Here is a 23,696-nt window from a genome sequence, read left to right as displayed (position 1 = left end):
CACTGTCCAACTTTCCATCGGCGCGCACATCACCCAACCTTGCGGGCCGATTTTTTTGTTTGAGAAATCCATCTGCGGCAAACGATCGGGCTAATGCACCCTCCGCGCCTATTTCACCAGCTTGAGAACAGCAATCCAAGGATAGTCGGAGCCGTTTTCTCTACGGGGCTTCAGTTTCCCATCGGTACCAATATTGATTGTTTTGGTTTTCACCGAATTGCTTACATTGCCACCGACCGTCGTGATTTTGCCGCTCGCGAGATCGACGTCGACCACAATGTCCGAATGTGACGAATAGAAGCTATCCCCCAGATAGTCTCCTCTGGCAGCATTGTAGTCATGCTGTTTTGCATCCCCTCTGCCGTAGTGAAGAATATCGCCGATTTTGGGAGCATAGTGATCGGGATGCATGGCTTCGTAAACGCCATTGGGGCGCCCGTTAATGAAGTCTTGGACGTAGTGGCAATGAGCCTGACTGTATTTGAACCCGTCGCCAGCACCGGCCTTTTTCAGAACATGGCTGATAAAAGCAGAAGACCAGGGCGGGTTATGTGATTTGCCGGTGGCATGATTGACGATTTGAGTTCTACCGTCGTAGGGAAGGCCAATTGAAGCCCAGTATTCCCCAACCCGCAGGTATTGCGGGTTGTCTCCTTCCTTCTTGCTCCCGTCTCCAAAATAGGCCAATTCCTCGTTGCAGATTGTCGCAATTTTTTCCGCCAGCGACCCGACTGCCTGCGCTTGCCCAATCGACGCGCCCGCTGCCGTAAAGCCGGACGAACTTCCCTCATAGGAAAGCAGATAATCACGCGTGCGTGGTGTTCCCGGTGCAAATCCGTGGTAGTGCACGAATTTCTCGGCATCATTCCCCCAGACCGCGACAGGGTTTTCCTTGACATGATTTCCCCACTGCGCGAGCGCTGTTGAGCTGGAAGTATAAGGATTTAGAAAATGGGTCGCGCCTTTTACGGTGCAAGCACCGCCATTCACTCGATACTTTAGATGTTCTGCAACGATTTCAGTGACGGTTGCGTTAGCCACAGGTAACCCTGTCCAGCTGCCCGTGCTGTTGATCGCGGAAAACTGCCAAGGCTGATCGACAACTCCTTGTATTGAATTGGGGTATTGTTTGTGCGCTACCCGGTTGATGATCGTATCGACCACCGCGGCCAGACCGCCCTTGAGTTCCGAGTTGCCATACTTGATAAATCCGCCGACCTCACTTTGCGCGACCCGGCAGAGCGCATCGAAATCAGTCGGCGAGACAGAAACGCTTATAAGACCCCCTGTACTACCTGCGCTGACTGATGGAGCCCCCGTACCGGAATTCCCGCCAGCACCGGATTGACTGCCGGCGCTGCTGATCGCTTGTCCATTGGAGGCACTGCCAACCGGCTGTCCCGCACCTGAATGCTGCCCCTCAGCAGTACCACCTCCCAGGTCTTTCAGGACGCTCAATAGTCCCCCAATCGGGAAATTTGCGATATGTGTTTGGATGAGCATGACCGCTTCTTCCAGCTGGGAGGTCAATGCGTTGAGTACGGCCGCTCGGCGGTTAAGCTCCGCAATCAGATAACGGTCTCTTTGTTGGAAGACCTTGTCGAACCGGGATTTCACCTCCGCTTGCACGCTCGCATTGCCTGCTGCGGCAGCATATGCCGCCCTCAACTCATCAAGAGCCTGGTCAATCTTTGCCAATTCCGATGACATAACACCGCTCCTCCATAAAAATGATCAAACAAACTAATTTGCAGCGACCTCCGCCAAATGCTTTCGAGCTGCCTCCGACGCAATCTGAAGTTCGATTGCTGATTTACTGAAAGCGGATATCGTACTGTCGAGAGACGCATTGGCCTCAATGGCAACAGAGACCCGCTTCAACGCCGCCATCGTTGCATCCAAGCTGATCACCCAATCGGCAAGAAGCTTCCGGTAGGCAGAGACTTTTTGATGGTTGACGCCGGCGATGGAATTCAGTGCGCTACGGGTCAAAGAAGGAAAGATGATCCTCGTACCGTCACGAAGAGACTTCAGGATCTCAATAACGGTCGGATTATACTCTCTGACGAAGCGCCTGAAGTCTTCGCGCGACTTGTATTTGAGTGCCAATTTGGCAACCTCGGAGGCAGCCCTTATGCGTGCGTCCAGTTGACCTATCGAACCAGTTGCCTGAACAATGTTCGCACGTTGCGAGCTGTTCAGCAGCGCTTTCGTTTCCGCAGCAGCTGAATTCAGCGTTTCGTTGAGCCCGAGCAGTTTTCCTGACAAAGCCTCCACAACTTCGCCAGATGCCAGTCCGGCAAGAATGTCGTTATATGTCTTGACGCTTTCGAGTGCTCTCCGAAAGGCTGCGGTCCCAGGAGGATCGACAGTATCGACATAATAGGATGCATTGTCCGGGTTGAAGGTGGAAGTCTGTGGCGGATGGGCATTGAGGAAAATTTTTCGTTCTTGGCCCGCCAGAATATCCAGAATTGCATTTCCGGTTTGGTAAGACTGATCAAAAGCCCGCCGATAGAGTTCAAATTCGGCCACACCATTGTATGTGGTGCAAGACGCAAGTCCAATCGCCAAACAACTGACAATAGCGATCGCCGAACGAAGGTTTCGTATTATTGCATTTGCCCATGTCACAAACGCATCTTGCGCTTGAATACATCCCATTTTTAATGTGCCCCACTAAATTCACTCTGCCAACTCGGCCACTCGCGCAATGTTTGCAGAAAATTAATTATTCATCCTAAATCGAAGGCAACAACAATATCAACAAAAAGAGAAGAATGAGAAAATACAGCTAATGATTGAATTAGGGTTGCAGCTCTAGGAAAGTCAGGCCGTCTCAAGTGAACGAGCCCCCTCCTGACACCGTTCTGTCAGCAGAGTGACAGGAAGTGCCTTTAAGCGGAACAAAGCCGCAACCACCCCCTTTCCTCGCGCGCGCAACCGGACCATATTGCGGCCATGAGCAAGCGCCCCACCAAATCCTCCTCCGATGACACGTCTTCCCCGGACGGCTTCGGCGAAGCCCCGCAGAAACCGCTTTCCGGCGCGCCCTTGAGCGGTTCGATCAGCGACTGGGCCGCCGAAATCTCCGAGGAAGCCGACAAGCCTGCGCCGAAGAAGGCGGCAAAGGCCGCTGGCAAGGACACAGAGGACCGGGCCGAAGGCCCGCAAGCCCAAGCGGGCGCCGCGCCTGATGGCGCGCCCACACGGAGGTCAGGCCGCAAGGCCGGTGCGACCGTGAGCGCAAAGAAAAGCAAGCCGACGAAGTCGGCGCGCGGCACCTCCATCGGCAAGGCCGACAGTGCCCGGGAACGCGCGTCCGGCGGGCTCAACCCGGTCGCCGGCCTCGACATGACGCTTGAAGAGGCGGAAAAGCTCGAGGCGGAGCTCAAGGCCCACAAGAAGGCCAACAAGAAGAAGGCCAAGGAATCTAAATTCGGAGAACTGACCGGCAACCAGGGCGCCACGGCCACCGTGGAAGCCCTGTCGGCGCTGATCGAAAGCGGCAACCCGCTGCACAAGAACGGCGAATTGTGGGTGCCGCACCGGCCGGAACGGCCGGAAAAATCCGAAGGCGGCGTGCCGATCGTGCTCAAATCCGAGTACGAACCCAAGGGCGACCAGCCGACCGCCATCGCCGACCTCGTCGAGGGCATGAACAGCGGCGAGCAGACCCAGGTGCTGCTCGGGGTGACCGGCTCGGGCAAGACCTACACCATGGCGCAGGTGATTTCACGCACCCAGCGCCCGGCCCTGATCCTGGCGCCCAACAAGACGCTTGCCGCCCAGCTCTACGGCGAGTTCAAGGCCTTCTTCCCGGACAACGCGGTCGAGTATTTCGTCTCCTATTACGACTACTACCAGCCGGAAGCCTATGTGCCGCGCACGGACACCTATATCGAAAAGGAAAGCTCGATCAACGAGCAGATCGACCGGATGCGCCACTCGGCCACCCGCTCGCTGCTGGAGCGCGACGACGTCATCATCGTTGCGTCCGTGTCCTGCATCTACGGTATCGGCTCGGTCGAAACCTATACCGCGATGACCTTCGCCATCGAGGTCGGCGAGCGCATGGACCAGCGCCAGCTGATCGCCGACCTGGTGGCCCTGCAATACAAGCGCAACGACGCCGCCTTCCAGCGCGGCACCTTCCGGGTGCGCGGCGACACGATCGAATTGTTCCCGGCCCACTATGAGGACACGGCCTGGCGCATTTCCATGTTCGGCGACGAGATCGAGTCGATCACCGAGTTCGATCCGCTGACAGGACAGAAGTCGGGCGAGCTCAAAAGCGTCAAGATCTACGCCAACTCGCACTATGTCACGCCCAAGCCGACACTGAACCAGGCCGTCAAGTCGATCAAGGAAGAGCTCAAGCACAGGCTGGAGGAGCTCAACACACACGGCCGCCTGCTGGAGGCGCAGCGCCTGGAACAGCGCACCATGTTCGACCTGGAAATGCTGGAGGCGACCGGCTCCTGCCAGGGCATCGAGAACTATTCGCGCTACCTCACCGGCCGCAAGCCGGGCGAACCGCCCCCCACCCTGTTCGAATACCTGCCCGACAACGCCATCGTCTTCGCCGACGAGAGCCATGTCACCATTCCGCAGATCGGCGCCATGTACCGGGGCGACTTCCGCCGCAAGGCGACGCTGGCCGAATACGGCTTCCGCCTGCCCTCCTGCATGGACAACCGGCCGCTGCGTTTCGAGGAATGGAACGCCATGCGGCCGCAATCGGTCGCGGTCTCGGCCACCCCCGGCTCCTGGGAGCTGGACCAGTCCGGCGGCGTCTTCGCAGAGCAGGTGATCCGGCCCACCGGCCTGATCGACCCGCCGGTCGACATCCGCCCGGCCACCAGCCAGGTCGACGATCTCCTGGGCGAGGTGCGCGAGGTCGCGGCCAAGGGCTACCGCACGCTGGTCACCACCCTGACCAAGCGCATGGCCGAGGACCTGACCGAATACCTGCACGAGAACGGCGTGCGCGTGCGTTACATGCATTCCGACATCGACACGCTGGAGCGCATCGAGATCCTGCGCGACCTGCGCCTCGGCGCCTTCGACGTCCTGGTCGGCATCAACCTGCTGCGCGAGGGCCTCGACATTCCCGAATGCGCCCTGGTCGCCATTCTGGACGCCGACAAGGAAGGTTTCCTGCGCTCCGAAACCTCGCTGATCCAGACCATCGGCCGCGCCGCCCGTAACGTCGACGGCAAGGTCATTCTCTACGCCGACAACATGACCGGCTCCATGGAGCGGGCGATCGCGGAGACCAACCGCCGCCGCGAGAAGCAGCTGGCTTACAATGCCGAACACGGCATTACCCCGGAAAGCGTCAAGCGCAACATCGCCGACATTCTCGACAGCGTCTACGAGCAGGACCATGTCACGGTCGATGCCGGTTTCGCCGAGCAGGGCTCGCTGGTCGGCCACAATCTGGCCGCCCATATCGAGGACCTGGAAAAACAGATGCGCGACGCCGCCGCCGATCTCGACTTCGAGACCGCCGCGCGCCTGCGCGACGAGATCAAGCGCCTCCAGGAAACCGAACTGGCGGTGGCCGACGACGCCATGGCGCGCCAGTCCGACATCGACGGCAAGTCCGGCGGCTACAGGGGCGACCGCAAATTCGGCGCCGGCGGCACCAAGGAAGGGGCAAGCGGCAAGAAAAAACTCACCGCCCGCGACAAGGCGAAAGCCGCCAGGGACAAGAACGCCCTGCCCGCCCCCAGCGCCAGGGTGCGCAAGAATTCACTGGACGAGATGACGGTGGGCCGGACGGAAGTCCCGCTGGGTTCCGACGATCCGAAACCGGTGGTGCGGGGCAAGATCGGGGCGGGGTCTTACGAGGATCCGGCGGAGGAGAAACGGCGGCGCGGCCGGCCGAAGAAGAGTGGGCGACCGGGGCGGTAGGAACCGGCTTAGGCTCTGGCAACGAGTAGGCCCCGGATCAAGTCCGGGGTGACGTCAGAGGGTTGGCGCAGCCTATGCCTTCAATGAAACCGGCTCGACCGCATCGTCGCACCAACCCGCTTTGCAGCCTCCCCTTCGCAGGCTAACCTTCTCTCGCAGTTACTGGGGGAGACCAACAAATGCGCGCCATCCTGGCCATTCTGGGTGCCATTGTCGGGGCCGTTGTCGGTTATGTCGGCGCGTTTTTCACCGCCTATCCGATCTTCGTCGCGATCGAGGGACGGGACATGAATGGCGGCATCGCCATGGGGGTCGCCGTGACCGTCGGGCCGCTCATGGCGATCGTCACGGCGATCCTGTTCCTGTTTTTGGTGCTGAAGCTGGTCAAGCCGAAGGCCCGGCCGGAACCGGCACCCGATCCGAACGAGGACCCGGACGAGAAATTCTTCCGCCCGCCGCCCGGCAAAAGCCCCGGCCCGGACACCCAGACGCTGGTGGCGATTGCCGTGGTTTTCGTTCTGATCATTGCCGGGGTGATCTGGCTGAACGGGTGAGCGGGAGTCCCTCGCTCTCCACCGTCATTCCGGACAAGTGCAGCCCGCTCCATTCCGATCCGGAACCCAGCGCGTCAGTGTGAGCGCAGCGAACTCCAAAACCAATCAGCTTCTTCACATTGAAAAAGGACGCGCCTGCGGCGCGAAAGATGTCTGGGTTCCGGATCTGGCCATGCAGCTGACGCTGCAGACCGTCCGGAATGACGGAGGAGAGGGTGGTGTTCTGTCTCTCCTCCCGTCATTCCGGACAAGTGCAGCTACGCTGCGCGCCGATCCGGAACCCAGCGCGTCAGCGTGAGCGCGGCGAACTCCAAATCCAATCAATCTCTTCACATTGAAGAAGGACGCGTCTTTGGCGCCAAAGATGTCTGGGTTCCGGATCTGGCCATGCAGCTGCGCTGCAGACCGTCCGGAATGACGGAGGAGAGGGTGGTGTTCTGTCTCTCCTCCCGTCATTCCGGACAAGTGCAGCTACGCTGCGCGCCGATCCGGAACCCAGCGCGTCAGTGTGAGCGCAGCGAACTCCAAATCCAATCAATCTCTTCAAATTGAAGAAGGACGCGTCTTTGGCGCGAAAGATGTCTGGGTTCCGGATCTGGCCATGCAGCTGACGCTGCAGACCGTCCGGAATGACGGTGGAGGGGGTGGAGTTGCTGCAAGGGCAGAAAATGCAATTCAGATTGCACAATCTAGCTATTCGCGAAATGATTGCAGAATGCCCGCCCATGTCTACATCCTTGCCTCGAAACGGAACGGCACACTTTATGTCGGTGTGACAAGCGACCTGCCTCGGCGATTGTTCGAGCATCAGAAGGGGTTGGTTGACGGCTTTTCCAGCACCTATGGCGTCAGACGGCTTGTCTATGCGGAGGCGTTTGATCTCGTCAGTGACGCGATTGCCCGGGAGAAACAACTGAAGAAATGGAAGCGGGCCTGGAAGATCGAGTTGATCGAAGGCGGCAATCCCGATTGGTGTGATTTGACGGCAACGGGATTTGGATAAGGCGTTCGCTGCGCTCACTCTCAAGCGCTGGATGCCCGTTTAAGCCGGGCACAAGCTCCCGATATGGCCATGCAGCATCCGCTGCAGACCATCCGGAAGGACGTTGGAGGAGTAGCGTTTCTTCCCACCCACTCCGTCCTTCCGGACAAGTGCAGCGAAGTTGCGCGCCGATCCGGAAACCAGCGCATCAGCGCGAGCGCAGCGAGCTCCGCATTTCCTGCCTCAGATCCCCTTGAACAGCACCCCGGCCGCCAGTACGGCCCAGGAGCCGATCAGGAGGTGGATCGTGGAGATGCCGATGCTCGGGATGGCGACGCCCAGCATCGGCAGGACGGCGACGACGAACAGCGCCAGGGAAATCAGGAACACGATGAGGGATGGGGGTGTCAGTCGCATGATGGCCTCCGAAAAATTCTGTTTGTGGTCCGAACGCGGCCCCTGCCCTTGGGAGCGCTTGTCGAATTCGCTGTTTTCTGCCGTCCCGGCGCTCTGGCTGCCCGGCCGGTCCGGCGCGCTCACATGAGCGAGGCCGGTGAAGAATGTCAATGTCAGATGTGACAGGAGCGCATCCATCCACTGAAGCCAGTTTCAGCCGGCCACAACACGGTCGGCCCGCACCGCAACCAGATCGAGGCGCGGTGCCGCCTTGTGCGGCACCGCGCTGTCCGTTGCCTATTTGCGCGCGCTTAGAAGCGGCGTGATGTTGCGGAGCGTCACGCGGCGGTTGCGTTCTTCCGCGGCCTGCGTGTCGATCTTCAGGTAATCCTCGCCATAACCCTGGACGACCATGTTCTCCGGCGGCACGTCGTAGACTTCCGCCAGAATGCGGGCGACGGTCTCCGCGCGGCGGTCGGACAGCGCCAGGTTGGAAATGTCCGAGCCGACCGCGTCCGTGTGGCCCTCCACCAGAAGAACGGTGGTCGGGTCCTGCTCGATAAGCGCGACGGACGCGCGGGCAATGTCCTCCAGAAGCGGAACCTGGCTGCGGCGCACCACGGCGCTGCCCGTGTCGAAGGTGATCGTGTCCAGGTCGACCCGGCGCATCTTGTCGCGCAGCCGCTCGCTTTCACGCACCTCGCGCAGGGAATAGGCCTGTTCGACAGGCTCCACCGGCGGTGCGGCAAACGTCTGGTAGATCAGGTCATAGTCTGCCCGGCCGGCCGGAACGATGTAACGCTCGCGCGGAATGCCGATGTCCAGCGGCGGCAGTTCGCGGTCCCAGTTGCGGCGGAGGCGGTCATGGCCGCGGTTGTCGATCAGGACGAATTCCCGGCCATCCGGCAGGATGCGCGACCGGTAGAGAACGTAACCGCCCTCGTCGCGGATGGTGACGATGCGGACACCATTGCGCCGGGTCACCGTCTCGCGGGTGCGGCCGCCGCGCAGGCGCTCCGCCTTGAATTCCGCGTCACCGTAGCGCAGCAGGCTGTTTTCATCCTTGCGTACGTAATACTCGCCGTCCCGTTCCACGATGATGCGGTCGCCCTGGTCCTCGACCACCTTGCCGCCAAGCGCCGGGATCAGCATGCCGATGCCGACGCCGACCGCGGCGGCTCCGAGAAGCTCCAGACGGCGGTCCCGGGCCTCGTCGCGGCGGCGTTCCTCCCGCTGCCGGATTTCGGCGCGCTGCGCCTCGCTGGCATCATCGTCGACCACGGCAGCCGGTTCTTCTGCTTCTGCGCTTTGCTGCACCTCGATCGGCTCACCCGGCTCCCCGGTCACTTCGGCATTCGCCTCGGTCGGCTCTTCCGGCTCTGCCGCAGCCGCCGGCTGCTCTTCGGACTGAGCGGCCTCAGCGGGTGTCTCCGGTTCTCCGGCCGGCTGCTCGCCGTCCGCCTGGCCGGACTGGGTTTCTTCCGCAGCCGGCTTCTCGTCGGGAACCGTCTCTTCGGTCGAGGACCCGGGTTTCTCGGCGGGGGCTTCCGCAGGTGCTTCCAGCGTGGCCGCCGGTTTTTCTTCAGGCGTCGTTTCCACGGCCGGCGCCTCGGGCTTTTCCGCCGGGGCTTCAGGGGCAGAAGCTTCCGTTCCCAGAGTTGCGGGCTCCTGTGTTTCCGGTTCACGGGCTTCGGGGGCCGCGGTTTCTTCCTGGGCCTCCGGCACTATCTCCTCGGCAGCCGGGGCTTCGGCAGGTGCGGTGTCGTTGGTTGCGGGAGGCGCCGCATCTTCCACCTCAGGTGCAGGCTCCGGTTCAAGCACGCTCTCGGCGGGCGCCGGCGTTTCCGCTGGCTCCGGGATTTCCGCGGCGGGCGGCTCGGTAGCAGGGGCCGCTGCTTCTGCCTGCGGTGGTTCTTCGGCAGCCGGTTGCGGCTCGGGCGCCGCCTCTTCTACAGGAGCCGCCTCGGAGGGGAGATCAGCCTCCGGCGTTTCCGCCGGAGGCTGCCCTTGCCCGGCCGCGTCCGTCACCGGTTCGCTCTGCTCCACCGCTCCTTCAGCCGCAGCGCCTGGCGGGCAGCCTTCCCGGCCGGGATTTGTGGCGCAATCCACGTCGGCTTGCTGGGCCAGAGATGCGGTGTGCGGAACGGGCAGGCAGAGAAGGCTGACCAGTGCCAGCGCGGTCGAATTCTTGAGCAATTTCGGCGTCATTTGAATTTCCTCTCCGGAGCGCACCGGAGAGGACGCTGCCATCTGGTAAACAACCGCCACCCGCATTTGTTCCAGGGCTCGGAAAAACTTCTGCGCTCTTCGCGCGCGCACGATCAGAAAATCAGAAGACCCAGCCGGTGGTGATCCAGGTGACCTCGTCCCCGTTCACGTAAATGCCGAGCTGGGCCGGGGCCTCGGCGTCGTCGTCGGCATAGAACCACAGATGGGCATCGCCGCCGTCGGCGGTCTTGAAATAATAGCCGGCCCCCTCGTTTTCCTTGTTGCGCAGATCGGCGGGCGAGAAACGCTCGTCATAACTGCCATGCACCAGGATCGCGCCGTCCTTCAGGCAAAGTTCCAGGAGGTTTTTGCCGGCATCGCTCACCACCAGGCCCGGTGGTCCGTCGTCGAACTCCATGTAGTCTTCGAGATCCTGCAAGGACAGGACCTCGCCATCCGCCGGACAGGCCGACGGTTCAGCTGCCGTCTGCAACGGTTCCTGCCGTGTCAGCTGGACATGCACCGACAGCGTGCCTTCGGTATAGGGCAGCTGCTTGTCGGCCGTCTTGGTGCGCACAAAGTTGGTGATGTCGATCAGCGCCTCGGTGAGGCGGACGTTTTCCTTGGCGGTCATTACGGCCGAAAAGGCCTCCATGAAGGGGCTGTTGTCGCCCTCCCCGTCAAGCGCCTGGTGATTGGGCTGGGCCGAATAGACCACCATCAGATCCTGGAGCTGGTGATTGACCCGGGCCAGGCCCTTGGCATCGCTCTTGAAACCCCTGGCAAGGGCGCGGGCGGCGGCAAAGGGATTGTCGCGGCATGCATCGACGATGAGCAGCTTGACCCCTTTGGTGGCCGAGAGCGCGTCCAGAAATTCCTCCATCCGGATTGCCGTCTGTTCGAACTGTTCCTTTGTGGCCGCACCGGTGTCTGTGGGCAGCAGGTAGTTGACGTTGTTGGCCTGCACCCCGTGGCCCGCATAGAAGATTGCGGCAACCTCGGCCCCGGCAGCCCTTGCCTTGAACGCCGCCAGGGCGGCGCGCATCGCCGCCGCGTCGGCATCCAGAACGACCTCGGTGTCGAAGCCGAGCGCCGCAAACGTGCGCGAGGCCAGCGCCGCGTCGCTCGCCGGATTGTCGAGCGGGGTCACGTCCTGATAGGCCGAGTTGCCGATGATCAGCGCGGTGCTGGCGGCCTGGGCGGCACTCGCGGCCAGAAGGACGGCGAGCAGCGGCAGCAAGAGACGAACAAGAACAGGTTTCATGAGCACCACGCTTTTGGTTTCGCTTCAGTCCACGAACCGGTAGTCTACACGGAAAACCCGCCCCCCGCACAAAATGACGCTAGGTCAGAAACGCTTTCCTGCCTCCAAGGTATTCATTGACTTCCCCGAAGCCCACGCCATTGTAACGGTTGACTAATCTGGAAAAGAGGACCGGCGATACGGTCCGGGTTGAGATCTGACGGCGCCGCCAACGGCACCGTCCGGGGAAGAGGGTGCTTATGCGATTTGTTTTATCTGTTCTGATGGGAGGACTGACGGTCACCCCAGCCGCGGCCGAACTGGCCAGGACCGGTTTCGGTGACTGGTCGGTCTCCTGCAATGCCAAGAATTACTGCATCGCGGAGACCGAGGGCGACGCCTCCAACGGCGAAGACTTCCGCCTGAAGATCGAGCGCAGCGCCAAGGCGGACGGCGATGTCTATGTCACCTTCGACCCGACCACGACGCTGTCGGAAGGTTTGCCGGCACGCATCGAGATCGAAAGCCTGGAAGAGGACAATTACGGCTATTTCGGCAAGGTCTCGAAGGTCTACAAGGGCAACGAGATGACCTTCGGCGGCGATGCCGACCGGGACCTCATGGAAAAGCTGCGCATGGGCGAAGAGGCTGCGATCCAGATCGAATTCGGCGGCAGCACCGGCACGCTGACCTATGAAATCTCGCTGAAAGGTCTCACTCACGCACTTCTGAAGATCGACAGCGAGCAGGGCCGCATCGGCCGCACCGATGCCATTGTTGCCTGGGGCGGCCTGCCCGCCGGGGAAAGCACCGGCATCGCGGCGCCTTCCGTCGCCTCGGCTCCGGCGGCGGCACCGCCCGCCCCCGCACCGGATACGGCTTCAGACTCAGCGGCGGCCGCCCCGGTGGACGATCTGCCGCCACCGATCATGCCGTCGCAGGAGACCAACAACAGCGGCCTCGATCGCGGCCCGCAGGGGCAGGTTTATGCGGTGAACGAAATCCCGGACGAGATCCAGATGATGGGCTATCGCACCCTGGATTGTCAGCTGGAAGAGACCGTCCCGGCCTTCGGCGCGACCTATTTTGCCGAAGGCGACGTGGAGACCTGGATCGTGCCCTGCCAGATGGCCGACGCCAATGTGCCCTACTACATGGCGACCCATATTCCCTTCAATCCGTCGCTGGACGAGTGGAAGGAATTCGAGACCCCACCGGGCTTCAACCAGCCCAATCATGCGCTGGTCAACAATCTCTTCTATGACCCTTCCAGCGGCCAGGTCACCGGCACCACCTATTATTCGCCGAATTACGATTGCGGCACTTTCGAACGCCACGAGGTCGAGGCGGAGAGCGGCAATTACATTCTAGTCGAATATCTGGAAAAGAGCAGCTGCGACGGCGTCACAGGCCCGCCCGAAGGCTGGCCGCTCAACTGGACCATCGACGAAATGGGCGATTGAGGGATTTGCGGTTTTGCGGGTTGACTGCTCAGGGCAAAGAGCCCGCTTCCCCTCCATGGTCATCCCGGCCCTGAGCCGGGACTCATTCCACGTCGCATTCCGGCAGGTAATCTGTATGGTGCAGTACCGATCCGCGCGCCCTGCGCGTTCTCCAAGTCTCAGGAACCAATGGGTCCCCGATCTGCGCTCCGCTTATCGGGGATGACTGCCGTGAGGAGGGCACGCCTGACCTCCTTACCGCGGTCATCCCGGCACTGCGCACGTCGGGGATGACCGCTGAAGAGATTGCCAGCGCGGCAGTCCCTTGATCCGGCATTACCGCCGCCCCCTCACTCCCCGAACAGCCCCTGAAATGTCGCGCATTGCAGGACCAGGACACCGTTCATGGTCTGGGCGTTCACGTCGATGACGATCTCCGCATAACCGTCCTTGGAGCCGATGATGTACTCCAGTTCCGTCCTGCAATCATCGAGGCCGCCGTCGGACTCGATCAGGATCTCGTCCGCCTGGTTTGCCCCCGGGCGCAGCTTCAGCGTCATGGCCGCTGGATCCTCATCGACATGCGGCGCCAGGGTAACCGACAGAATGTCCTTGCCGGCGATCCGGTAGGTCAGGAACTGCTGATAGGCGGATGCGGGCGCGCAGCCCAGGGCGAGACAAAGCAGGGTCGGTGCAAAAAGGAGTCGCATGAAGTCCTCCGGCGGGATCTAGGGAAAGCGCATAGGCGCCGGTCCCCATTTCAGGCGCGCGCAAGCGGCGCCGTCAACCGGACACCGCTATTAACCGCAGTAATTGCAGTTGGAATAGCTGCCGCAGTCGAAGCCTGTGCCGTCGTAACAGGTGCAATCGCAATGGTTCAGATAAGGATAGCCTGGCGGGCAGCAGGTCTGGCCGATGTCGTTGCAGTAATAGGTAATGCAGTCGAGATAGCCGGAGCCATAGGTGGCGGCGCAATCGCCGCAATCGGCCCGGGCACGTGTCGGCAGACCGATCGAAGCCATGGCCGCCAGCCCGGCATAATGGCAGATCAGCGTCATCATCCGGCGCCGTGAGAGCCCTGCGACGGAAGCCCTTGCAGGGATCGGCAGAACGGCGTGATCCCCGACCGGAACGATGCGTCCGGTGGCAGCGCGCGCAACCATCCGTGTCCTGCGCAGGGCGTAACTCATGATATGCGCCAGGCTGAGGAACGCGAGCGCCAGGCCCGCCAGGCCGAGGAGCACCGCCACCTGGGCCGCACCGGCCGCTATGGCAAGCGCCATTCCGCCAAGGCATGCGAAAGCTACCCAGAATGCGACGCGCATGCATCTCGGGCAATGACCGAATTTTCGCCGGCAGGATTCAAGTCGTTGAGAAAGCTCATTCATGGCGGGTCTCCTGACACGGAACCAGCAACTTAAAAAGGATGCCGTCGAACTAGAAAAAGATCAATGACTTGCAGTAACACTACTTATGAATTTCTTAAAAGATCCGAGAATTTTCACGTCGTAGTTTAACTGTGAATGCGGCACCACCTCCCCGACAGGACGACACAAGCAAAGAATGCGATTTTTTTCCGACACGCTTAAGTGGGTGAACGCCGTTAACCATAGGCGCAATTCCGCTAAAATGCCGGGGATATCTGTCTTTTGGGGGTAACACTTCCCAATGTATTGTGGCGGCCATGTACGCTGAGTCGTTGAACCCGGCTGCCCTTATGGGTTAAAAAAGCGTAAACGTATTGCGTATCTCTCGCCGGGCGGCGCCGGCGCGGAAGTCAGGAGACAGGAATGGGCATTTTCTCGAAATCCTCGCGCCCGGGTGACGGCCAGGAGCAGCGGGTCGAGACCGGGACAGAGGCAAACGAAGTGCAGGACGCCGTTGTGGCGCCCGAAAAGACCAATGTCGAGCACCTGTCGCCTTTCGCCCTGAAGATGCAGGAAAAGATGAACCTGCTGGACGGATTGAAATCCCGGGTCGGCGGGCTCAATCAGACCTTCGAGCAGATGCAGGCCTTTGCCGCGGAAAGCCAGACCTCGATCCGCATGATGTCGGAATTCCTGGAAGCTTCGCGTTCCAGCGTCGAAACCGAAGTTCGCTTGAAATCGGAAAACGCCAAGATCTCCACCGACCTGCTCGATGCCGAGCACAAGGTGAAGACGCTGACCACCCAGCTGGAAGACGCCCAGGCGGAAGTCCATTCCCTGCGCAAGCGCGCAACCGAGACCCGCACCGCGCTGGAAACCGCGCGCAACGACATTGTCTCGATCCGCGACAACAACAAGAAGGTCAACGAGGAATACCGCCTCCAGAGCGCGAAGCTGGTCGAGGCCAATTCGCAAGTTGCCGATCTCAGCGGCAAGCTCAACGACCTAAAGGCCAAGTTCGAGACCCTGGAAAATCACGCCGAGGGCCTGAGCTCGGACCTGGAAGCCGTCCGGCACCGGGAAAAGGAACTGCAGCAGAACCTTTCCGAAAGCGCCAAGCTGCTCGAGGACGAGGTCCGCAAGAACAACCAGGTCACCAGCGAACTGGAATCGGCCAAGCGCGAGCTCGGCGAGTTCCGCAACGACAATATCGACCTGAAGTCCCATCTGGACGTAGCCAACCAGGAACTGGTCTATGCCAAGACCCGCCTGGAGGAAGAACAGCGCAAGCACGACAACGAGGTCTATGCGCTCAATTCCGAAATCGAGAACCTGTCGTCGCAGCGCCGCATCGGCGCCCAGTCGCTGCAGGAAATGGCGCGCGAGAATTCCGCGCTGAAAGAGCGCAGCCGCGATCTTCTGAAGCGCATGCAGGAAATCGAACACCTGCTCGACAGCGCCCAGAAGAACCACGAGAAGGACCGCAACGAGCTGATGGCGACCACCGCCAAGCTGCGCGAGGTGAACCTGCGCTACAATTCGGCCCTGACCGACCTCAACCACCAGCGCAATCAGAACCAGAAATTCGCAGACAACCTGGAAGACCTCATCGAGGAAAACAAGCGCCTGCAGCGCTACAAGATCCAGGTCGACACCGCCAACGAGCAGATCGTCCAGCTCAAATCCGTCATCGCCAATTATCAGATGGCCATGGAAGGCCGGGGCCCTGCGGAAGAGCTCGGCCTGACCGAAGGCAACGATCTGGCGGCAGAACTCGGTATCACCGAGCCGCTGCCGACGGAATTCGAGCCGATGGACATCGACGCCGACGGCTCCGACGATGACAACGGCCCGGGCGATGATGCACCGGGCGGCGGCGACGACAAGATCGTCAAGCTGCGCGACTGACCCCGAGGCCGGGGCCGATCCGGCCCCATTTGAAAATTCGAAACGGCCCCGGCAGACCTTACCGGGGCCGTTGTTTTTCATCCCGCCGTTCGATCCCTTGTCTTCAGCCGTTCCATGATGCCTTTTGCGACACAGGTCTCCGCCGCCACCCTGCTGGTTCTGCTGGCGCCGCTCCTCGCGGGGCTGGCCTTGCTGGTCTGGATTGCCGACCGGCAACCGCCGTTTTACCTCGCCCGGCGGGTCGGCCGGAACGGTCAGTCGTTTCGCATGGTGAAGTTCCGCACAATGCGAACGAAACAGCCGGGAGACAGCCCGATCGCGGCGGTAGGCGACGACCGTGTAACCGGTCTCGGTCGTTTTCTGCGCAATGCCAAGCTCGATGAACTGCCGCAGCTCTTCAACATCTTATCCGGCGACATGACGTTTTTCGGCCCCCGGCCTGAAGATCCCGGCATCGTCGCGCGCTCTTATGATGACGAGATGCGCAGGTCGCTGGAATACATGCCCGGGCTTTTCAGTCCGGGCACGCTCTGGGCCATGAAGAATGTGCGACTGCTGGAAAATGCGGCCGATCCGGAAACAGCCTATGCACGGGATATCCTGCCGACCCGTCTGGCGCTCGACACAGCCTATTTTCGCCAGGAAACGGCGCGCGCCAATCTGCACCTGATCCTGGGAACCGCGTCTCTTTTGCTTAAGCGGCTGGGCTCGGAAAAACACCGCGAATAAGGCAGTTCATCCCAATTCGGACGTCAGGAAATCGCAGATCCGTCCGGCGTCCTCGGCGCAAAGGTCCATGTGCACCGGCAGGCGGATCAGCCGCTCCCAGCTGTCAGACGCCGCGGGACAATGGCCCGCCAGGATCTGGCCAGCAAATCGCGACAGATGCAGGGGTTTGTAATGCGACTGCAGGCCCAATCCGAGCTGCTCGCTTTTTTCCAGAATGCGCCGCGCACAACTCCTGTCGGCGCAGAGAAAGGCAAAGGAATACCCGTTCGTCTGTGTCGCTTCATCCGGACGCAGGATGGTCACGGGCAGCCGGTTCAACCGTTTTTCGTAAAAGGCCCAGATAGCCCGGCTTTTGAAAAGGATTTCCCTTGTGTGCTTGAGCTGACCGTAAAGCAGTGCCGCGTTCAGGTCGGGCATCTCGAAACTGGAGGAGACTGACGTCCACTCATAGTGGCTGACTTCCCTGCGCGCGAAAGCGGGATAATTGGTGCCACGTGCCAACAGCTCCTCGACCCGCTCCCGCAGCACCGGTTTGTCACTGTTCACCACCAGGGCGCCGCCATGGCCGCTGCTGATGATCTTGGTTTCATGAAAGGAATAGGCAGCAAAGAGCCCTGCCGTGCCGACCGCCCGGCCGGTCTGTTTCGAGCCGAAGGCCTGGGCGGCGTCCTCAACAACGGCAATGCCGTGGTGCGCGCACAGCGCGGTGATCCCGTCCATCCGCGCTGCTGCGCCGCCGTAATGTACCACCACCACGGCGCGGGTCCGGTTGGTGATCCGCGCCGCAATCGTCTCCGCGCTCACCATCATGGTATTTGGATCGATATCGGCCAGGACAATCCGCGCGCCCTTGCGCGCGAAGGCGGTCGCCGTGGCGCAGAAGGTGAAGGACGGAACGATGATCTCGTCCTCGGGACCGAGATCAAGCGCCAGAGCCGCGACCTCGAGCGCCGAGGTGCAGGAATTGGTCAGGAACACCCGGTCATGACCGACATGGGCACCGACAAGTGCTCTGGCCTTGCGGGAGAAGCGTCCACCGGCGCGCAGGTGTTTGCTGCCGAGCGCGGAGGCAACCGCGTCATAGGTGGACGGCGGCATATGGGGGGCGTGAAAGCGGATCGGCTCTTGCCCAACCGGCCTGTCCAGCATCATGCCGCCCCTGCTTGTGACTGCCCCGCCTGACGGCGGACCCGCGCGCTGAATTCCGCATGAATGGCCTTGAGCTCCTGATCGACGGCGCTTTTCTGGCGGTAGCCCAGACCGCGAAGCTTTGTGTCGTCGATGCGATAGGCCGCATCGTTCCTGGTCCGGTCACGTACGAAATGAAGTCCGGTGTTCTTGCCGGTCACCTCAAAGACGCGCCGCGCCACCTCCAGCACCGACAGATCCTCCTCGCCGGAGACGTTGAAGATCGACAGCCGGTCTTCGCCCGAGTTACTCAGGATCAGACCGATCGCCGCAGCAAGATCGCCGACCGGCAGGAACGTCCGCTCCTGTCTGCCTGTGCCTTCAATGGTCAACCGTTGTCCCTGAAGGGCGCGCATCACAAAGCGCGGAAACAATTTTTCCGGGTGTTGTCCGGTCCCGATGGCGTTGGTCGGCCGCAGAATGGTGGCCTTCAGTCCGTTTTGCGAAGCCATCATCACCGCCTCTTCCGCCATGGCCTTGGAGACGGCATAGGGCGAGGTCGGCCGCAATGGGGCGTTCTCTCGGACATCGTCGGTCACCGGGCCATAGACCTCATCGGTGCTGATGTGAATGAAATGTTTCACACCGGCCTCCTGAGCGCCTTTCAGCAAGGTCTCTGTGCCGTTGACATTGACGTCGAAGAAATGTTCCGGCTCGGAAAAGGAGCGCGGCACATGGGTTTCCGCGGCCAGATGAATGACGGCGTCGGCTTCATGAAGCGCTGCGGCCACATCGATTTCGCAGCGGATGTCGCCGCGGATGACAGGCAGGTCGCCCGCCTCACTGGCCGGGGCCAGTCTGCGGAAATCAGCCGCATAGGAAACACAATCCAGCACGACCGCCTGTTCGACGGTGTTCATCCGGGCAATCCGCTTGAAAACACGCGACCCGATAAAACCCAGACCGCCGGTTACGACAACCTTGCGAAAGGAAATGTTCTGTTTCGGAGCAACTGAATTTGCACAATGTTTCATATTGGCACAATTCCCGATAAATGCAGCATCTGATTGCATCATCAGCAGAATTCGTGCCAGTGCGCGCCGGGACGCCGCGCAGGTAAAACCATGCGATCACCTCGCAAGCCGTCATCCCGGACGCAGCGCAGCGAAGATCCGAGATCGGGGAGCCAAGAGATTTGCTGAGAAGTGGGGACCATCAACAGGCGTGAGAAGCCCCCGATCCCGGCTCGCGATTTGCTTGGCCGGAGCGGGAGCGGAAGGTCGGTGCATTCGCGCAAAGCGTGATCCGACGAGGATCGGATCAGTTCAGCAACCAAAATTTGGAAAATCTATTCCGGCTCGACGGTGAATTGCAGCGGATAGCCGAGCTGACCGGCGGCATCGATCGCCCTAGTGGCTTTGGTCTCGGCGACGTCTCGCGGATAGACGGAGACGACACAGGCCCCTTTTTGGTGGGCGGTCAGCATCACCACTTCCGCCTGGGCCATGTCCAGCCGGAATTCGGCCTTCAGGATCAAAACGACGAATTCGCGCGGCGTATAATCGTCGTTCAGCAGGATGACCTTGTACAGCTTCGGTCGCTGGACCTTGGTCTTCTGCTTCAGTTTCGGTTTCAGATCAATGTTGCTCATAGCACTGGCCCAAGCGGTCGCCTCAGGTCGCGCAGCGCGCGAAGTCACCTGTCTTGATTGGATCTGCCGGATCTTTCCTCCGGCCATGTTGTCTGCGGCCCTGTCCGTTGGCGGTCTCAAGGAGACACATGGAGCTACGCTCCGGCTGGGCCTGCGTTTTCAGCCACTATAATGCATCGCGAAATCGAAGGAAACATGACGTTGCGGCGAAGTCGGCGTCCAATCGGCAAAAGAAAACCCCGCGCGAGTGGCGCGGGGTTTATTTTTTTAAGCCTGCCAAGGACTTAAGCAGCAGCAACCTGGTTGAGGAAACCATCGATCCGCTCTGCCAGCTGGCGGGTGTTGTCCGCGACTTCCGACGAGGTCCGCGACACGTCGCCGGCAGACTGGGACGTCTCGTCCACGGCGGATTTCACGCCGATCATGTTCTCGCTGATCTCGCGGGTGCCGGAAGCAACTTCCTGGATGGAATTGCTGATTTCCGTCGTTGCGGAACCCTGCTGCTCGAGTGCGGCGGTGATCGAGGTGGTGAACTCGTTCACCTTGACCATGATGTTGGCGATTTCCTCGATCGCCTCAACGGAATCCGACGAAGCGCCCTGAATCGCGTTGATCTGCGCCGAAATTTCTTCGGTTGCCTTGGACGTCTGCGTCGCCAGTTCCTTCACCTCGGCGGCAACAACCGCGAAGCCCCTGCCGGCTTCACCGGCGCGCGCTGCCTCGATGGTGGCGTTCAGGGCCAGGAGATTGGTCTGCTCGGCGATGTCCTGGATCAGCTGCAACACCGCACCGATTTTCTGCGCCGAGGAGGCCAGGCTGGCAACCTGCTCGTTGGCGGAGGTCGCCTTGGCATTGGCCGTGGAGACCACTTCGCTGGTTTCCGCGATCTGGCGGGAAATCTCGCCGATCGAGGCCGACAGCTCTTCAGAAGCCGACGCCACGGTTTGAACGCTGGCATAGGCCTGTTCCGTTGCGGCTGCCACGGATGCGGTACGTTCGGTGTTGCTGGTCGACAGATCCATCAGGATCGAGGAAATGCTGCCCATGTTCTCGGTCGACTGGGTAACGGGCTGCAGCAGTCGCTGGCTGTCGTCCCGGAAACCGGAGATCAGTTCTTCCAGCGTCGCCTGACGGCGGCGCTCGTTTTCCATGTTCTGCTGCTGTTCGTCTTCCAGTTCGCGCTGGCGCAGACCATTGTCGCGGAAGACTTCGACGGTGCGCGCCATCTGGCCCATTTCGTCGACACGCTCGACATAGGGGATGTTGATGTCGTAATTGCCGCCGGAAAGCACGGTCATGGTCTCGGACAGGTTTCCGATCTGGCCGGTGATGCGGCGGATCAGGGCCACAAGAACGAGAGACACGGCAACAATGGCGACCAGCGTTATCGCCAGAGCGGTCATCAATGCTTCCGAACGAGCGGCTTCAATCCCGGAAAGATCGAACCCGACATAGATGTAACCGAGGGTGTCGACCTTGTCGCCATCGCTGCGGGTGATCGGCTTGATACCGATCTGGTAGCTCGCGTCGGTGAAATACGCCGTTTTCTCGCTGGCATTCTCACCGCGCATCGTTTCAGGAATGAGGGCCACCATCGCATCCGCGTCGCCTGCTTCGTCGCGCAACAACGAGGCGAACACCTTGCCATTGGTCTCCTGCACCACCGCCCAGTCGAAATTCTTGTTGTCGAGAAGCGGTGCCAGCAGGCTGTTGGCGAGGTCCTGGTCAAAATCCCAGATCGCGTTGCCGAGCGCCTGGTTGGTCAGGTTGGCGCTCATGCTGATCTGCTGTTCGAAGGCATCCTGCACGGCCGACACACGCTGGGTCGAGGTGATATAGGCAAAGGCGACGAATGCGACCGCCACGACAGCAACAATTGGCACCGTGGTGGTGAATTTCACAGATTGCCAGAACTTCATAATATCCCCCAGTAAGGTTTGTCTCATCTATACGGGGACTGTCCAAAAAATGTCTTAATTGGCGAGCGTCTTACGCGCAAAATGCTGAAAATCCTCTACGCAACGTGCCTTTCACAAATGATGTATTCTGCGAAGAGAATTACCAATACGCGAAACCTCGCCAGTATTGCCGATGCACTTTTTGCGGGTACACCCGAAGCACTCGATTAGGAAACGGCACGAACTGGAAAGAGCGTTCAAACGGCGCGCCTGCTGCCGGGATCACATTCTCGTGCGCAACCCTCCAACGGCAATCCATCCCCCCTCCTCGCGCGTAATCCGCGTGACATGAAAAACGATGCCCTGCGGAGGTAAATATGGCAACGTCTCAAGTGGCCTCACCGGCCGCCGCCAAAACGACAATTGCTCTGCTGCTGACGCTGATGCTGGCAGCAGCCGTTCCAGGAAGTCCGGCCAAGGCGGATCTCGCGGCCGCGGCCAGATCCGTTCCCTCGGCCGAACTGGTCGGCAAGGGCCGCATGACCTATCTCGGCTTCAAGATCTTCGACGCGGAACTCTATGCACCGGGCGGCACCTACAGTGCCTCGTCCCCCTTTGCCCTGAAACTGACCTATCTGCGCAATTTCGAAGGCAAGGCGATTGCGGAAAGCTCGGTCGATGAGATCCGCCGGCAAGGAGGCGCCTCTGCCGGGCAGCTGAGCCGCTGGGGAAAGCAGATGCAGGCGATCTTTCCGAACGTCACCAGGGGTCAGTCGCTGACCGGCGTCCGTGCCTCGAATGGCAGCACCGTCTTTTATAGTGGCAATCGCAAGCTCGGCACGATCGCCGACCCTGCCTTCACCCGAAAATTCTTTGCGATCTGGCTCGGCAGCAACACCCGGAACCCGCAGTTGCGGGCACGTCTGACCGGAACCGGTTCGTGAGTTTATCCTTTCGGGACACGCAACAGGACGCCGAGCATCCGGACAGGACTTTGGCTGGGAACACCTTGAAGGCGAAGCAGCTGGCGGCCTACGGTGTCATGGCTTTCCCGCTCGCCTTCGCCGGTTTGCCGATCTATTTGCACGCACCAGACTTTTACGCCTCAACGATGCAGCAATCGGTTGCTGCGCTTGGCGCAGTGCTGTTGTTGCTGCGTCTGGTCGATGCGCTTCAGGATCCGGTCATCGGCAGCCTGAGCGACCGTTTCCACCAGTGGCGCGGCTTCATTCTGGTCTTCGGGGCGATATTGTTGGGGGGCGGCTTTTGGATGCTGTTTCACCCGGCTGGCGCGCTGACCCTGCTTTGGTTTGCCGCCTCGGTTCTGATCTGCACCACCGGGTTTTCGATTGTGTCGATCAACTTCCAGACCCTTGGCGGTCTTTGGCGGGTTCCATCCTCCGACCGCACCCGCGTGACGGCCGGCCGGGAAGCCTTCGGTTTGCTCGGCCTGTTGGTCGCGGCCGTGACGCCGCCCCTCCTGATGAGGATCGGCAGCCCGTCTTCCGCCTTTCACTGGCTGGCACTGGGATACCTGCCACTGTTGGCACTTTCCTGTTGGATGCTGCTCCGGTGGATGAATATCGCGCCATTGACGCGCCTCAAGAACGAGCGGAGTGAAACCGGGTGGCTGAGCCTGGTCAAAAACCGATGGCGGTGCCGGTTTTACGCGCTGGTGGCATTGAACACGTTCGCCAGTTCCATCCCCGCTGTCCTTGTGCTGTTTTTCATCCGCGACCGGCTCGGTGCTGAACCCTATACTGGCTTGTTTCTCCTGGTCTATTTCCTGGCCGGCGCCCTCTCCATGCCCCTCTGGGCTGCACTTGCCCGCAAATTTGGAAAGGTCAGGACCTGGCAGATGTCGCTGGCCACCGCCATCGTCACCTTTTGCTGGGCGGCACTGCTGCAGGAAGGCGATCTTGTGGCCTATGCGGCCGTCTGCGCGCTCTCGGGCCTGGCGCTCGGCGCCGATCTCGCGCTGCCGCCTGCTCTGCTGGCGGATCATATCGAGGCCGATGGATGCCAGGGCGACGCGGCGCGTCTGTTTTCGATCATGGCGTTTTTGTCGAAATCGTCGCTGGCGCTCGCCACCGGGCTGGCGCTGCCGCTTCTGGGACTGTTTGGCTACCATCCCGGTTCCAGCATGACCATCGAGCTCAGTTTTCTCTTGAGCGTCACCTATGCTGGGTTACCTTGTCTGTTGAAGCTGGCCGCGCTGATCGGCCTGATCCGTTTCGAAAAAGACCTCACTTTGTGCCCCGCTTAGGACCC

At 60.8% G+C, this 23,696-nt stretch carries 19 protein-coding genes; 8 read left to right on the top strand and 11 right to left on the bottom strand.

From position 1 onward, the window contains the following. Positions 1 to 108 precede the first annotated feature (108 nt). Entirely contained in the window at positions 109 to 1,710 is a 1,602-nt protein-coding gene (locus tag M0H32_RS10680) for a DUF2272 domain-containing protein (RefSeq protein WP_248153705.1), read from the bottom strand. 33 nt (positions 1,711 to 1,743) lie between these two features. Continuing rightward, positions 1,744 to 2,664 carry a hypothetical protein gene (locus M0H32_RS10675; RefSeq protein WP_248153703.1) on the bottom strand — a complete coding sequence of 307 codons (921 nt, stop codon included), beginning with the start codon at positions 2,662 to 2,664 and terminating at the stop codon, positions 1,744 to 1,746. Between the two features lie 297 nt (positions 2,665 to 2,961). Between M0H32_RS10675 and uvrB the strand changes: the two genes are divergently transcribed. From uvrB to M0H32_RS10660, 3 genes are all read left to right on the top strand, one after another. Then, positions 2,962 to 5,919 (top strand): excinuclease ABC subunit UvrB, encoded by a 2,958-nt coding sequence (uvrB, locus tag M0H32_RS10670; protein ID WP_248153701.1) that lies wholly within the window; start codon positions 2,962 to 2,964, stop codon positions 5,917 to 5,919. 179 nt (positions 5,920 to 6,098) lie between these two features. After that, the gene (locus M0H32_RS10665) at positions 6,099 to 6,473 is read left to right on the top strand and encodes a hypothetical protein (protein WP_248153699.1); all 375 of its coding nucleotides are present in this window, start codon (positions 6,099 to 6,101) and stop codon (positions 6,471 to 6,473) included. Between the two features lie 715 nt (positions 6,474 to 7,188). Then, a complete protein-coding gene (locus tag M0H32_RS10660) occupies positions 7,189 to 7,476 on the top strand; it encodes a GIY-YIG nuclease family protein (protein ID WP_248154047.1) in 288 nt (95 codons plus the stop codon). A 222-nt stretch (positions 7,477 to 7,698) separates the two neighbouring features. Here M0H32_RS10660 and M0H32_RS10655 read toward each other — a convergent pair whose 3' ends face one another. From M0H32_RS10655 to M0H32_RS10645, 3 genes are all read right to left on the bottom strand, one after another. Then, the gene (locus tag M0H32_RS10655; protein ID WP_248153697.1) at positions 7,699 to 8,049 is read right to left on the bottom strand and encodes a hypothetical protein; all 351 of its coding nucleotides are present in this window, start codon (positions 8,047 to 8,049) and stop codon (positions 7,699 to 7,701) included. 99 nt (positions 8,050 to 8,148) lie between these two features. Then, a complete protein-coding gene (locus M0H32_RS10650) occupies positions 8,149 to 10,059 on the bottom strand; it encodes an OmpA family protein (protein ID WP_248153695.1) in 1,911 nt (636 codons plus the stop codon). 121 nt (positions 10,060 to 10,180) lie between these two features. After that, positions 10,181 to 11,323, bottom strand: a complete 1,143-nt coding sequence (locus tag M0H32_RS10645; protein WP_248153693.1) for a caspase family protein — start codon at positions 11,321 to 11,323, stop codon at positions 10,181 to 10,183. Between the two features lie 239 nt (positions 11,324 to 11,562). Here M0H32_RS10645 and M0H32_RS10640 point away from each other — a divergent pair, with 239 nt between their 5' ends. Then, the gene (locus M0H32_RS10640) at positions 11,563 to 12,765 is read left to right on the top strand and encodes a DUF1176 domain-containing protein (RefSeq protein ID WP_248153690.1); all 1,203 of its coding nucleotides are present in this window, start codon (positions 11,563 to 11,565) and stop codon (positions 12,763 to 12,765) included. Between the two features lie 329 nt (positions 12,766 to 13,094). Here the strand turns inward: M0H32_RS10640 and M0H32_RS10635 are convergent, their stop codons facing one another. Then, the gene (locus tag M0H32_RS10635) at positions 13,095 to 13,454 is read right to left on the bottom strand and encodes a hypothetical protein (protein ID WP_248153689.1); all 360 of its coding nucleotides are present in this window, start codon (positions 13,452 to 13,454) and stop codon (positions 13,095 to 13,097) included. 90 nt (positions 13,455 to 13,544) lie between these two features. After that, positions 13,545 to 14,027 (bottom strand): hypothetical protein, encoded by a 483-nt coding sequence (locus M0H32_RS10630; RefSeq protein WP_248153687.1) that lies wholly within the window; start codon positions 14,025 to 14,027, stop codon positions 13,545 to 13,547. A 507-nt stretch (positions 14,028 to 14,534) separates the two neighbouring features. Between M0H32_RS10630 and M0H32_RS10625 the strand changes: the two genes are divergently transcribed. Both M0H32_RS10625 and M0H32_RS10620 read left to right on the top strand, forming a co-directional pair. Then, a complete protein-coding gene (locus tag M0H32_RS10625) occupies positions 14,535 to 16,019 on the top strand; it encodes a coiled-coil domain-containing protein (protein ID WP_248153685.1) in 1,485 nt (494 codons plus the stop codon). A gap of 114 nt (positions 16,020 to 16,133) precedes the next feature. Next, the gene (locus M0H32_RS10620) at positions 16,134 to 16,748 is read left to right on the top strand and encodes a sugar transferase (RefSeq protein ID WP_248153682.1); all 615 of its coding nucleotides are present in this window, start codon (positions 16,134 to 16,136) and stop codon (positions 16,746 to 16,748) included. Positions 16,749 to 16,754: 6 nt separating this feature from the next. Here M0H32_RS10620 and M0H32_RS10615 read toward each other — a convergent pair whose 3' ends face one another. The 4 genes from M0H32_RS10615 to M0H32_RS10600 form a co-directional block, all read right to left on the bottom strand. Further along, positions 16,755 to 17,900 (bottom strand): aminotransferase class V-fold PLP-dependent enzyme, encoded by a 1,146-nt coding sequence (locus M0H32_RS10615; protein ID WP_248153681.1) that lies wholly within the window; start codon positions 17,898 to 17,900, stop codon positions 16,755 to 16,757. Continuing rightward, on the bottom strand, positions 17,897 to 18,910 hold the full coding sequence (locus M0H32_RS10610) for an NAD-dependent epimerase/dehydratase family protein (protein ID WP_248153678.1): 1,014 nt from the start codon (positions 18,908 to 18,910) through the stop codon (positions 17,897 to 17,899). Before M0H32_RS10610 ends, M0H32_RS10615 begins: the two co-directional genes overlap by 4 nt. A 314-nt stretch (positions 18,911 to 19,224) precedes the next feature. Then, positions 19,225 to 19,527, bottom strand: coding sequence for an ATP-dependent Clp protease adapter ClpS (clpS, locus tag M0H32_RS10605; protein ID WP_248153676.1), 303 nt, complete (start codon positions 19,525 to 19,527; stop codon positions 19,225 to 19,227). A gap of 284 nt (positions 19,528 to 19,811) precedes the next feature. Then, entirely contained in the window at positions 19,812 to 21,446 is a 1,635-nt protein-coding gene (locus tag M0H32_RS10600) for a methyl-accepting chemotaxis protein (RefSeq protein WP_248153673.1), read from the bottom strand. 356 nt (positions 21,447 to 21,802) lie between these two features. Here M0H32_RS10600 and M0H32_RS10595 point away from each other — a divergent pair, with 356 nt between their 5' ends. Both M0H32_RS10595 and M0H32_RS10590 read left to right on the top strand, forming a co-directional pair. Next, entirely contained in the window at positions 21,803 to 22,369 is a 567-nt protein-coding gene (locus M0H32_RS10595; protein WP_248153671.1) for a chalcone isomerase family protein, read from the top strand. Next, entirely contained in the window at positions 22,366 to 23,691 is a 1,326-nt protein-coding gene (locus tag M0H32_RS10590; protein WP_248153668.1) for an MFS transporter, read from the top strand. Before M0H32_RS10595 ends, M0H32_RS10590 begins: the two co-directional genes overlap by 4 nt. Positions 23,692 to 23,696: the final 5 nt, after the last annotated feature.

The sequence above is a fragment of the Roseibium sediminicola genome, assembly GCF_023156505.1.
Classification (GTDB): Bacteria; Pseudomonadota; Alphaproteobacteria; order Rhizobiales; family Stappiaceae; genus Roseibium; species Roseibium sediminicola.
The sequence above is the reverse complement of the archived record's forward strand: the minus strand, read 5'-3'. Positions and strand labels throughout refer to the sequence as shown.